The following is a 12,242-nucleotide window of genomic DNA, read 5'->3' as shown; positions in this document are numbered from 1 at the left end:
GTCGTTCAAGGTCATCGCGCGCCTTACTTGAATGCCTGGGCCCCGAGGTAGAAGGAACTCGCGAATGGCAGGACCTGCGAGACCACGCGATAGAAACGGGTGACATGCGCCGCGTCAACAAAGACCACATCGCGGGGTTGCAACGGAAACTGATCTGCCAGCACCAGCATCCCTGGCGAGGCCGCATCGAGTTGGAACACATCGACTGTGCGGTCGGGCCCCTTGCGGAATACGTAGACTTGCGAGGCATTCGCCGACAGCGGATTGAGGCCGCCAGCATCGGCAATCGCTTCAGACAGACTGAGAGGGCCAACCGGCATCACCTGCGATACGGGCTTCGCGACCTCGCCGAGTACGAACACTTTCTTCAAACGACGCTCCGGTACGTTGATAACGTCACCGTCCTTGAGCAGCACATTCTGCGAGAGGTCGCCGTTATAGAAAAACGCGTACAGATCGAGCGGGAACACTTGACCGCCTCGATTGAGCGTTGCCGCCGCCAGGTCCGCGCCGGCGCTATAGCCACCCGCGCCCGAAATAGCATCCGCCACCGTTTCCGGCGTATCCGTCACGGCAAGCGAGCCGGGCGCCTTGACCGCACCAGACACGTAAACCTTCTGGCTGCGGTACGACGAGATCGTGACGTCGAGCTGCGGGTCCTTCACGAACTTGTTGAGGCGGTTGGTGAGGTCGATACGAATCGCGTCCGTAGTCTGGCCGGCCACCTTCACCTTGCCGACATACGGAAAGTAGATCGATCCATCGGGCTGCACAACGCGACCCACGGGGTCCAGGTTGCCGCCCGCGGTGGCCGAAGGCACGGCGGCGCTGTCCGCGCCGCCAATCGAAACGATCGATGTGGTCAACGCAGAGAAACCGGGGTTATTCAGCTCCGGCCGATCCCATACGATCACGCGCAGCGTATCGCCGTTGCGCACCCGGTAGGCCGAAGGCACGCTCAGAGGCAGGCGCGGCAACGCCTGTTCAGCGGCACCCGGCCGCGACGACAGATGCGCGATCAGGTCGCTGCTTACCGGATGCAGGCGAAATGTGATGCCGTCCTGCACCAGTTCCGTCACCTGCGGCTCGCCGCCCGTCTGCGCGCTCGTGCCCTGAGAGGGTGGCACGCCCATATAGGAACCGGGGGCAAACGCGCACCCGCTGAGTGTCGTCAGCAATGCCAGTGACAAACCGAGCGCGACCGTGGCCTGTTGCGGCAGGCGAGCTTTGAACGGTCCGTGAATAAAAGAGGTTTTAATCAATTGTCGATCCTTGACTGCATGAGCCGTTACATCACGGCGCGGTGCGCGCGTCACTACTCCCGATGTCAGACACGCGCTCGCCTGGCATCGATGTGCTTCAGTAAATTTCCGCCGAACTGAAAGTGGCACCCGCGGCGTCTTTCGCCGCTATCAGAGGCAAGCCGTCGATACCCCAGTCGATGCCGACATCCGGGTCGTTCCACAGCAGCGTGCGTTCGTGCTCGGGAAACCAGTAGTCGGTTGTCTTGTAGAGAAACTCGGCGACGTCGGACAACACCACGAAGCCGTGCGCGAAACCCGGCGGGATCCATAGCTGATGACCGTTCGCGGCCGACAGACGCGCGCCGACCCAACGGCCGAAAGTGGGCGACCAGCGGCGCAAATCGACGGCGACATCGAACACTTCGCCGGCCACGACCCGCACCAGCTTGCCCTGCGGACGATGGATCTGATAGTGCAGTCCACGCAACACGTGACGCGTCGATACCGAGTGGTTGTCCTGCACGAACTGGAAGCCGCGTGCGACCTTTTCTTCGAACTCGTTCTGGTTGAAGCTCTCGAAAAACGCGCCGCGCGCGTCGCCGTGGATTCTCGGCTCGATCAGCTTCACATCGTGAATGGCGGTGTGCTTTACGGTGATGGTCATGGCAAAACAGCGGGAAGAAGTGAAGACAGATAACGGCCATAGTCAGTCTTGCGAAGCGGCTCGGCCAAAATGTCGAGTTGCTCCGCATTGATCCAGCCGTGTCGGAACGCCACCTCTTCCGGACTCGAGACGAGTAGCGCTTGCCGTTGTTGTACGGTTGAAATGAAGGTTGCGGCTTCGATCAATGATTGATGCGTGCCTGTATCGAACCAGGCGAAACCGCGGCCGAGCGTCTCCAGGTGCAAGTCGTCGCGCTCGAGGTAGCGACGGTTGACGTCGGTGATCTCCAGCTCGCCGCGCACCGATGGTGCAATGTCGGCGGCGATATCGCACACGTCCTTGTCGTAGAAGTAAAGCCCAGTCACTGCGTAGTTCGAGCGGGGTTTGACCGGTTTTTCCTCAATCGAGACGACCTTGCCCCGGGTGTCGAACTCCACGACGCCATAGCGCTGCGGATCATGCACGTGGTACCCGAACACCGTCGCGCCCACCGTGCGAGCATCCGCTTCGCGCAGGTGCGCACCAAGATCCGCGCCATAGAAGATGTTGTCGCCGAGAATCAATGCTGACGGCTTGTTGTCGATGAAGTCGCGGCCGAGCAGGAAGGCCTGTGCGAGACCGTCCGGCGAAGGCTGAACCGCATAGCTGATATTCATGCCCCACTGGCCCCCGTCACCCAGCATCGACGTGAAGCGCGGTGTGTCATTGGGCGTCGAGATAAGCAGGATCTCGTCGATGCCGGCCATCATCAGCGTCGACAGCGCGTAGTAGATCATCGGCTTGTCGTACACCGGCAGGAGTTGCTTGGAGATCACGCGCGTGATCGGATAGAGACGGGTGCCGGACCCGCCCGCCAGAATGATGCCCTTCCGTGTCGATCTCATCGCTCAGGTACCTGCCAGTTCGTAGGAAAAGCGTACCCGGCGGTACTCGCCGGAGAGGATGGCGCTCGACCACGCTTCGTTGTCGACGTACCATTGCACGGTCCTCGCAAGGCCGCTATCGAACGTCTGGCCCGGCTTCCAGCCGAGCTCGTTGCCGATCTTGCTCGCGTCGATCGCGTAACGGCGGTCGTGACCTTTTCGGTCGGCCACGTAGGCGATCTGCTCGCGATAGCTGCCGCTCCGGCGCGGACGCCACTCGTCGAGCAGCGAGCAGATGCGGTTGACGACATCCACGTTGGTGTGCTCGTTGCACCCGCCGATGTTGTATGTCTCGCCAGGCCGTCCTTTTGCCAGTACCGCGCGAATCGCATCGCAGTGGTCGCCGACATAGAGCCAGTCGCGCACGTTGCGCCCATCGCCGTACACCGGCATCGGCTGACCATACAGCGCACGCTGGATCATCAGCGGGATGAGCTTCTCGGGAAACTGGTAAGGGCCGTAGTTGTTCGAACAGTTCGTCGTCAGCGTCGGCAAACCGTAGGTGTGGTGATACGCGCGCACCAGATGATCGGACGAGGCCTTCGATGCCGCGTACGGGCTATTCGGTGCATAGGGCGTGGTCTCGGCAAACGCGTGATCGTCAGGACCGAGGGAGCCGTACACTTCATCGGTGGACACGTGCAGAAACCGGAATGCGCTCTGCTCCGGCTGCGGCAACGCGTGCCAATAGAAACGCGCGGCATCCAGCAGCGTTGCCGTGCCGACCACGTTCGTGTTGATGAAGTCGCGTGGCAGATCGATCGAGCGGTCTACGTGGCTCTCCGCTGCGAAATGCACGACGGCACGCGGCTGGTATTGCCTGAAGAGCGCGTCCAGCGCTTCGCGATCAACAATGTCCACTTGCACAAACGCGTGCCGGGGATCGCCGTGCAACTCACGCAGCGTTCCGTAGTTACCTGCGTAGGTGAGCTTGTCAACGTTAAGGACCGGCTCGCCATTGCAGGCCAACCAGTCGATGACGAAGTTCGCTCCGATGAAACCGGCGCCGCCGGTCACAAGGATCATGTTGAGCCCTCGTTGGGTTGTTGGAAATGTCGCGACCACGTGGTTCTATTCCGACACAGGTCTTGAGTCACACGCAGTCGTGACGCACTGCACGAATAACGCGCTTGGCGGATGGCTATGTTAGGAGCGGCGATGTAGCCGATTCGGCCAATTCGTTGGCGCATTCCGACATCGTCAGGAAACGCATCGGGACACGTTCGTCGCGTCGACGCGAAATCCGCCGGCAATGGGGACGCGCAGGTTACTTTGGCGGAATCGATAACGACAGTGGCCGAATTCTCCACGCCCCTTGCCCTACCCTATTGCCTGGGTAGCTTTTGTTCAGCGCAACATCGGTGCGCGAATCAACGACGGAATCGAGCGATATGCCAGTCAGCGAACTTTTCATTTTGGGCACGCGGGGGATCCCGGCGCGTCATGGTGGTTTCGAAACGTTTGCGGAAAGGCTTGCGCTTTATCTCACGCAACGCGACTGGAAAGTCACGGTGTATTGTCAGGGCGAGGTCGGTCAAACCGAAACGATCGAAGACACATGGCGTGGCGTACAGCGAATCATCATTCCCGTTACACGCGACGGTGCTTTAGGCACGATGGAGTTCGACTGGAAGTCGGTACGCGACACGGCTGCGCGCAAGCCCGCGCTCGTACTGACGCTCGGCTACAACACCGCCGTCTTCTGCACGTATTTGCGCTGGCGCGGCATCACGAATCTGATCAACATGGACGGGCTCGAGTGGCGCCGTCAGAAGTGGAAGCTCCATGAGCGCGTGTGGCTCTGGCTCAACGAGCGCATTGGTTGCTGGACGGGCAATCACCTGATCGCCGATCACCCTGCGATCGCTTTGCACCTCGCAACACGCGTCAATCGCCGAAAGATCACGACGATTCCGTACGGAGCGGACCCGGTCGGCGCAGCAAGCCTTGAACCGCTCAAGGAGCTTGGGCTCGAGGACACGCTCTATGGCCTCGTTATTGCACGCCCGGAGCCGGAGAACTCCGTGCTGGAGATTGTGACCGCATTCTCTCGCCGTCCGCGCGGCGCGAAGCTCGTCGTGCTGGGCAAATACGATGCCGAGGCTCACACGTACCACCGCGCAGTGATTGAGGCGGCAAGTGACGAAGTCGTTTTTCCCGGCGCCATCTACGATCAATCGGCGGTGCGCGCTCTACGACGGCATGCGCATTTCTATCTGCATGGTCATCGCGTGGGTGGCACCAACCCGTCGCTCGTCGAAGCGCTCGGCGCCGGCAGCGCGGTGATCGCTCACGACAATGTGTTCAATCGATGGGTGGCGGGGCCAGAGGCGCGTTTCTTCGCCACCGAGTCAGATTGCGATCTGCACATCTCGGCGCTGCTCGGCGATCCCGCAACCGCGCAAGCCATGGGCGAGTCGAGCGCGCAGCGCTTCCAAAGCTCATTTCGGTGGGACAGCGTGCTCGCACAGTATGAAGCGTTGCTGCATCGTCATATAGGAGGCGGCAAACGCAGCGCGGTATTCGCTTCACGCCCGGCTCCTCGTGTTCCCGACCGTAAGCCGGCGCTCGACACGCTTGCTCGAGTGTCCAGTTCCGGTCCGGCGGTGGCGGCCGCGGTGAGTGTGGAGCAGCTTGAGAGCAAGGTGGAATGACTGACCAAAAATTGTCCGTTTGCATCTGGCACAAAGCATCGCGCCCTGCCGCGCCAGTCGTGGTGGCGGGCGTACTACCGTTACTAGCCCCGCCTTCATGCTTCTGAGCGTTCCTCCTCAGCGTTCATGACCCATTGCTGCAGGTTTGATTCCGCCCGGCACAACATGGTTGCTCTCGCCCGAAAGAGTGACACTGTGGCACCCCATTCCGATATTCCGACTGCCCCTGTTTCAAGCTTGCAGATCTTTTTCGTGGAATTTTGATGACCCGGCGAGAGGCCTATCCTACGCACGGGTAGAGGGTCCGCGGAACAAGGCACGCATCGCAACCAACCGCGGCACACACTCCTCCCGAGATAAATACCTAACCACGCGCGCAGTCATGGGTGCGCGAGCAACCGCGGTTTCGAAAACGACCGCTACTGCGGTTGATGCGCGCCTCCTAGCGGCAGTCGACTCGCTTTTCCGGCCGGAAGTGGCCGCGCAGCGGCCGCAGCATTTCGCTGCCCACTGGCGACCAAGATCAGCATGACGATGATGAGAAAGAACTGCATCGTCTCAAGTACGCCGGTAGAAACAATAAAGACGAGATAGCCGGTGGTCATTCCGTAGACCAGAGCCCTTGAAAACCGATTCTGCATTCGCCTTGCAACGGTGAACGTTTGTAGAAAGAGTGCAGAGAACGCCAGAATTCCCACGGTTCCAAGGTCGATGGCCCATTGAAAAATCGCACTTTCCGCACCGTAAAAATCGGGGTATGCGCCTGAGCTTAGGATCGACCGCGTCTGCGAGACGCCGCCGCCAAACACAGGCGCCTGGGAGAAGAACTTCCACGCAACCAATACCTGCCCAAGCCTCATCTCGAGCGAGCTGCCAGTCTGGCTGGCCGCGTCAGTCTGGCTGAAGACGGACAGCACGAAATCCATCACCTTCTCGATATACTCAAGACCGACCACACTGCCTACCGCACAAATCACCACGCCGATTTGCACGACTATCAGCTTTTCGCGATTCCGCGCGAAACCTGTAAAGGTCAGGAGCGAAAGCAGCACAAACACGAGCGGCGTGCGGGAGCCCGTAGCGACTATCCCAACGAACAGGATGACCTGGGCAACAACAAACCAGATTAGCCTGGCCGCCGACCGATTCGCGCGCATCAGGAAGACACCAATCATGAAGGTCATTGCCTGGAAAGCGCCGTAGGTAATCGCGTGTGACATGGTGCCCACCGCCCGCGCGCCTCGGACAGACGAGCTATAGTCCGCGGCAAGAACGCGTCCCGTCGGCGTCGTCTCTTTGATGTAGTCGAAATAGGGATTGAAGTGTGTAACAAAAGCCAACGTGCCATAAATAGAAACGATCACGCCTACGATATAAATAAGCTTCAGAGCACGTTCAGCCTCTCCCGGCGATTCGCAAAGATACCAAATGAGGTAGCACGGGAAGAATATTTCCGACAACAGCATGATTGCGGTCACGGCGTCTGATGACAAGGTCGCGGGGTTGAACAGCAGCGAGCCAAGATACGACAAACCAAGCAACATGAAGGATCCGGCAAGCGGAAAATGCGTCTTTTTGACTTTGAAGCCAGCCGCCATAGTGTAAAGAACAAAACATATCACCATGAACAAGACGATGGCGCGGTTGACTGATAGATAGGGCAAGCTGGCCACATCGATCAACCCAAACCCTTTCGGCGTGAAAAAGCACAGCACCGGGAATAGCAGTGCCATCCGACGCTGACGGAGCAATGAAAGAGAAAGGCAATAGACGGCGAGAACGTAGTTCATTTTGCGGGTGGGTAAATTACCTGGCTACGGCCGAAGCCGGCTATTTTGAGTCGTACGTCGCTTCGAGTTCGAACCACGCCGACAGCGCCCGTTGGTCCGTCTGCAGGCCGATCTCGAAGCCGTCCCCGGTTTTCCGGACGAAGCGGGAAGCGATGCTCGCCATGCGCTTACCAGATGCGTCCAAAGGAAATACGCGCAGCGATTTAGCGCGTGTGACAAAGGTGAATGTACACGGTATGCGCTCCATCCAGATGGGCGCCTGGGTCGCGCGAAGGCTAACCACCTGGCGCGTTGCGGGGTCAATCGCACTCCAGCGTTGCGACGTGGCCTCAAGTGGGTGAACAATCGAGTCTTTGAGCGGAACGGGAACGCTCGAAACATCGAGCGGAACAGGGCCGGTGCTCGTCAATGTGGAACCGACCGTATAGCCGGGTAGCGTCAGCAAAAGAGAGCGAGACTGATCGATCGCCCGGCCATCTCGTGAGGACAAGGTCAGCGAAACAAATCCCCGCGCCGCTGCGCCCAGTCTCAACTGGAATGTTCCGTAATCGTATTTCCGGCCGGGTACAAGATATCCGGTCACGCCCTTCACCATCGGCGCGCTGACAACCAGTTGTCGTTCCTTGAGATCGAACCGGGCTTCGGGAGTCGACAACGTCGGCGCGACCGACGTCAGCGTGACGGAACTCGCGGCACTCGCTGAATAACCAACACGCGCTGACAGCGGCCGTGACGCCCCGGCAAGCGTGTGCTGTTCGAGGAACGAGGCCAATCCGTCGGTAATTCGGGCTCGGGTCGCGTCCAGGACAACGGCGTCGCCGAAAGTATAGGATGACACCGGCTCAAGGCGGGAGATCGCTCCTGTTCGAAACATCCACGCGGCCTGGCCAAACTGAACAAGTTTCGTGGCGTCACCGACAAGACCGAATTCCTGGGGCGTAGTCGAGGTATAGGTTTCGCGTGACTGCGAATAGTCATGGAACGTCAGGCCGCTCCAGTCCTGCATGCTGGCAAACGCTGCGGTTTCAGGCAGTATTTCCGCCGCCTGGCGGTTCGGCCATGGCTGATTGAATTCGGTGATCAGGAACGGCTTGCTGAACGAGCGGTAAAAAGCGACACCGAATAGCGGAACCAGACCGGTGCCGATATTGGAGCGATCCGTGATCTGCCAGTCGTCCCAGCGCCACATTCCGTTCGGGAAACGATACTGATCCACATAAAAATGCGCGTCGAGCACGTCCGTGCCGGACAAAGACTTAAAGTTCGCAAGGCTGCCAAAGTTCATCTGTGTGCCAATGACCAGCAAGTTCGGGCCGGCTGCCTTCACAGAAGACGATAGGGTATCGACATAGTGCTTGTCTTCGTCAATCAGGAATTGCAGAAACGCCTGCCCGGTGATGGAATTCACACGATCCAGAGAAATGATACCGGCGTCGTCATCTGAAACAACGATACCTTTTTCCAAACAGTATCGACGCCACTTTGCAACGAGCGCCGATCTGACCTGCCCCGTCACGAGGCGGTTCAACGTGCCGTCCATCCAGTGGTACACCAGCGAACTCTCGTTATTGATCTCGACCAGTGCGAGGGCGGGCTCGCCTGAGCCGCGCAGTTGTTCGACGAGCTTATGTGCATACTCAGCCTGAAGCTGGATAGCTGCGTCGTCGATCATCAGGAACGGCTTCGACTGATTCGGCCATGGACCGCTACCGTCCAGCGACAGCGTTTTGTCGAGTGCGGGCCTGAACTGATACACAACGTGAAGGTTCAGGTCAGCGTAGATTCCGTTCCGACGCAGTTGTTCGAGGAAGTTTCTGAGCAGATCGACAGCGTCCCGATTCAGGCTTGGAAAGGGTCCGGACTCGAGGAGACCGTTTGGCGCCCCTGCGTTCGAAGACGAGATTGAATCGAGTCCGTGCAGGCGCACGAAGTTGACACCCAGGCTGCGCAGTCGCGCCGTCAGTTGGACGGCCTCGGTGGCGTTGGGAAGCGCAGCACCGAATAGCAGGTTGACACCAAAGAGGCGCACAGGTGTCATCGTTGCGCTTCTGCAGAGCGCGGACCCGCACGCGACCAGACGGTCCTTCGCTGTCAAAGGCGTATTGAGCGAACTGAAATCGACGATGGGTGTCATCGCGCCGCCCGGCACATCAAAACGGAAAAAAGCTGTTTGCGGTTCACTCGCTTTCGCGGACGAAACGTTCACCAACCCCGCTACCGAAACGAACAGCCCCGCAATCGCCAGCACCTTGGTGCGGCTCAGTTGACCGGTGCTGGAACGCCCAGGCTTCCGCCCTGATCGGACGGACCCTGGAAAGATTTTTCGAGTCAGTCTCTGCGTCTGATTTTTCATATTCATCTAACTACCCATTATCTTCAACCGCCGGCAGGTCGAACTCACGACCCAAGCTGCCGCCATTGCCACCCCGAACAACAGGACAAAAGCAGCACCCGCGGCCATGAAGCTCCACAGATTGCCGTCGAAGTGCCACGACGAAGAAACACGTCTCGAGAAAAACGACGCAGTGAGCGCGAGTACCGATACTGTTGCCAGCCAGTCGATCCGGATCCGCCACTTCACAATCTTCCGGCCTTGTACGGTGCACAGCACACAATAGAGCGCACCAGAGGCCAGTGCCGCCGTGCCGGCTCCGACGCCGCCCAGCCGCGGAGTCAGCACGGCGCTAAGGATTGCGTTCGCTAACAGCACGATTGCGGCAAACGCACACATCGTCGCCTTCTTTTCCTTGAACTCCAGCGGCTTGTGGAAAAACGGCCCGAGTGAAAAACTGAATGCGGACGCCGTCAGCAAAGGAAGCAGCGAGGACGCCCCGCTAAATTTCTCGCCGAGGAACAACCGCGTAGCCGGCTCGGCAACCGCATTGACGATCGCTACCAGCGCGACGCCCGCGCACATCAGATAGGTCAGGAGATCGCCCAGCAGGCGCGAAGCCGCGCGCTCATTCTTCATGTTCCACGTCGCCATGAGCTGCGGCCACGTCGCCGCGAGGATCGGTGCCATCACCAGGCTCACTGAGCCGACCACCAGCGTCGACGCCGCGCCGTAGAGACCGGCCGCGGCCGGGCCCGCCAGCGCGCGTACCAGCAGCCTGTCGCAATACATGGCCAGATTCATGAAGATGAACCAGAGCGTCATCGCTCCGCCATAGACGCGCAGCTTGTGCAAGATCAGTAAGGTACGTGGCGATCCAAGCTTGCGTAACACCGCCGGATCGAAAAAGCGGGCTCGCCACACACCGAATGCAACGCCGATCAGTTGCGCTGCAGCGCCCGCATACAGTAATCCGTCGACGTCCTGCTGCGATGCGCGGCACACCAGCACGGAAAACCCGATTTTCAGAGCGCCAGAACATGTCTGCTGCATCGAATAGGGCCAGGCCCGCTGTTCCGATTGCAGTGAGGATCCCACCAACGTGAAGAGCGTCTGTGCTCCAACGCCGAACAGACAGGCAAGCCAAAGGCTGGAGCCGTGCTTGCTGTCGAACAGGACGAAGAGCGCGACCAGCACGTAGAGTACGAGAAGCACCAGCGTAATGCCGCCCGCACCCAGCAATACCGCAGCCTTGGTGTAGCTCGAAGCGACGGCCGACGAACCGGCCAAATAGCGCCCGGTTGCCTGTTGCAGCCACTGCCCCACAACCGAACTCGCCAGAACGATCACCGTGATCGTCACGGAGTAGGCGCCGTATTCGGAAGGCGCCAATCGATGCGTCAGAAGGGAAATCAGAACGATGTTGAGTGCCGCGTTGCTGGCAATGCCGAGAGCATAGGGCACATAGGTGGCCCAGATCTTCCGCAAGCGGGGACTGCTCGCAACACGGCTCAGGCGGCTCAGCATCGCACTTCCGCAGCAGGCCTGTTTTCTAACGCAGTGAGGAACTTCGAAACCGATGCCTGCAAGGTGAACTGCTGTGCCAGCACAACCGAGCGCGCTGCAAAGCTCGTACGCCGACCGGCATTGGCGAGCAAAGACGTGAGTGCCTCACCCAGCGCCCTTGGCGCCTGAGGCGCGACCACGAGGCCGTTCACACCATTCACGACGAAATCCCGCGTGCCGCCATTGTCCGATGTGACGATTGCACATCCGCACGCCATCGCCTCCAGCACGGGAAGACCCCAGCCTTCCGTCCAGCTTGGGCATAGATAAATCGACGAAGCGTTGTAAATCTCCTCGCGCAGCACGCGTTTTTCCGGATTCTGAACGTACTTTATCCAGCCGGGCAAGGCCTCCGGCCGGGGCGATACGCCGAACAGAATCGCCTCCAGGTCGGGAAACTGACGCTTCGCGAGATCGAGCGCCGACACGCCGTCGGCCGCCCCCTTCCATGTATGAGGCGAGTACAGCATGCTAACTACGCATCGCCGACTAGCGATCGGCGACGTCGGAAAGAACTCATCGTGGTCGACAGGATTGGGAACCTGCTGAGCCTCGACGCCGGACAGATCTTTGACGAGGTCTCCGAGCCACCCGGAGATGACGATCTTGTTCGTTCTCGACCTGAGCGTCTGGTTCACCCGGCGCTCGGGTCCAGACCACGTCTCATGGTGCTGTACGAAATAGAACTTGGCACCCTTGCATGCTGGGTAGTTCTCCACGTACTCAGCGGTACGCCACAGCGAAGCCACGACGACATCTGCATTTGGGATGTATCGCGAAAACAGAGCGGGCACAACACTGATCTTCACTGCCGGATCGATCTTCATCCACGGTACGATCGCTGCGCGCTGCCTCATCCACCCTCTCAGCAGCCTCGCGCAATCGGCCGCAAGAGAGAGCAGCATGAGGAACAGGTTCTTGCGCAGGCCCCAGAGAAAGAGCGTCTCCGGATGCAGGACTTCGATCGAATGACCGGCATTCGCCATAGCATTCGCATACTGATACACGATCTTGCCGCCACCGGTCGGATGCCGCGTAAGCTTCGGAAGAATAAACGTAATTTTCATTG

General features: G+C 59.5%; 10 protein-coding genes. 2 read left to right on the top strand and 8 right to left on the bottom strand.

Going from position 1 to position 12,242, the window contains the following annotated elements; translation table 11 throughout:
• Positions 1–23: 23 nt before the first annotated feature.
• The 4 genes from M0D67_RS31300 to rfbB form a co-directional block, all read right to left on the bottom strand.
• Positions 24–1,262 carry a polysaccharide biosynthesis/export family protein gene (locus M0D67_RS31300; RefSeq protein ID WP_266240893.1) on the bottom strand — a complete coding sequence of 413 codons (1,239 nt, stop codon included), beginning with the start codon at positions 1,260–1,262 and terminating at the stop codon, positions 24–26.
• A 97-nt stretch (positions 1,263–1,359) separates the two neighbouring features.
• Complete coding sequence (gene rfbC, locus M0D67_RS31295) at positions 1,360–1,908, bottom strand: dTDP-4-dehydrorhamnose 3,5-epimerase (protein WP_266240892.1); 549 nt, start codon at positions 1,906–1,908, stop codon at positions 1,360–1,362.
• A complete protein-coding gene (rfbA, locus tag M0D67_RS31290; RefSeq protein ID WP_266240891.1) occupies positions 1,905–2,792 on the bottom strand; it encodes a glucose-1-phosphate thymidylyltransferase RfbA in 888 nt (295 codons plus the stop codon). The genes rfbC and rfbA overlap by 4 nt, the downstream gene beginning before the upstream one ends.
• A 3-nt stretch (positions 2,793–2,795) precedes the next feature.
• Entirely contained in the window at positions 2,796–3,857 is a 1,062-nt protein-coding gene (rfbB, locus tag M0D67_RS31285; protein WP_266240890.1) for a dTDP-glucose 4,6-dehydratase, read from the bottom strand.
• A 365-nt stretch (positions 3,858–4,222) separates the two neighbouring features.
• Here rfbB and M0D67_RS31280 point away from each other — a divergent pair, with 365 nt between their 5' ends.
• A complete protein-coding gene (locus tag M0D67_RS31280; protein ID WP_266240889.1) occupies positions 4,223–5,485 on the top strand; it encodes a DUF1972 domain-containing protein in 1,263 nt (420 codons plus the stop codon).
• A gap of 419 nt (positions 5,486–5,904) precedes the next feature.
• Here the strand turns inward: M0D67_RS31280 and M0D67_RS31275 are convergent, their stop codons facing one another.
• Entirely contained in the window at positions 5,905–7,275 is a 1,371-nt protein-coding gene (locus M0D67_RS31275; RefSeq protein WP_266240888.1) for an O-antigen ligase, read from the bottom strand.
• A gap of 40 nt (positions 7,276–7,315) precedes the next feature.
• Entirely contained in the window at positions 7,316–8,815 is a 1,500-nt protein-coding gene (locus M0D67_RS31270) for a hypothetical protein (RefSeq protein ID WP_266240887.1), read from the bottom strand.
• A gap of 562 nt (positions 8,816–9,377) precedes the next feature.
• Between M0D67_RS31270 and M0D67_RS31265 the strand changes: the two genes are divergently transcribed.
• Positions 9,378–9,542, top strand: coding sequence for a hypothetical protein (locus M0D67_RS31265; RefSeq protein WP_266240886.1), 165 nt, complete (start codon positions 9,378–9,380; stop codon positions 9,540–9,542).
• 92 nt (positions 9,543–9,634) lie between these two features.
• On the opposite strand, the gene M0D67_RS31260 is transcribed toward M0D67_RS31265, so the two are convergent.
• Together M0D67_RS31260 and M0D67_RS31255 are read right to left on the bottom strand one after the other, a co-directional pair.
• Positions 9,635–11,095 carry a lipopolysaccharide biosynthesis protein gene (locus M0D67_RS31260; protein ID WP_266240885.1) on the bottom strand — a complete coding sequence of 487 codons (1,461 nt, stop codon included), beginning with the start codon at positions 11,093–11,095 and terminating at the stop codon, positions 9,635–9,637.
• A 32-nt stretch (positions 11,096–11,127) separates the two neighbouring features.
• Positions 11,128–12,240 (bottom strand): glycosyltransferase family 4 protein, encoded by a 1,113-nt coding sequence (locus M0D67_RS31255; protein ID WP_266240884.1) that lies wholly within the window; start codon positions 12,238–12,240, stop codon positions 11,128–11,130.
• Positions 12,241–12,242: the final 2 nt, after the last annotated feature.

Source organism: Paraburkholderia sp. SECH4 (assembly GCF_030511745.1).
Lineage (GTDB): Bacteria > Pseudomonadota > Gammaproteobacteria > Burkholderiales > Burkholderiaceae > Paraburkholderia > Paraburkholderia madseniana.
The sequence above is the reverse complement of the archived record's forward strand: the minus strand, read 5'-3'. Positions and strand labels throughout refer to the sequence as shown.

Coding starts and splice junctions, on each gene's coding strand:
- rfbC (WP_266240892.1), bottom strand. CDS start 1,908: ATGACCATCACCGTAAAGCACACCGCCATTCACGATGTGAAGCTGATC.
- rfbA (WP_266240891.1), bottom strand. CDS start 2,792: ATGAGATCGACACGGAAGGGCATCATTCTGGCGGGCGGGTCCGGCACC.
- rfbB (WP_266240890.1), bottom strand. CDS start 3,857: ATGATCCTTGTGACCGGCGGCGCCGGTTTCATCGGAGCGAACTTCGTC.
- M0D67_RS31280 (WP_266240889.1), top strand. CDS start 4,223: ATGCCAGTCAGCGAACTTTTCATTTTGGGCACGCGGGGGATCCCGGCG.
- M0D67_RS31275 (WP_266240888.1), bottom strand. CDS start 7,275: ATGAACTACGTTCTCGCCGTCTATTGCCTTTCTCTTTCATTGCTCCGT.
- M0D67_RS31270 (WP_266240887.1), bottom strand. CDS start 8,815: ATGGACGGCACGTTGAACCGCCTCGTGACGGGGCAGGTCAGATCGGCG.
- M0D67_RS31255 (WP_266240884.1), bottom strand. CDS start 12,240: ATGAAAATTACGTTTATTCTTCCGAAGCTTACGCGGCATCCGACCGGT.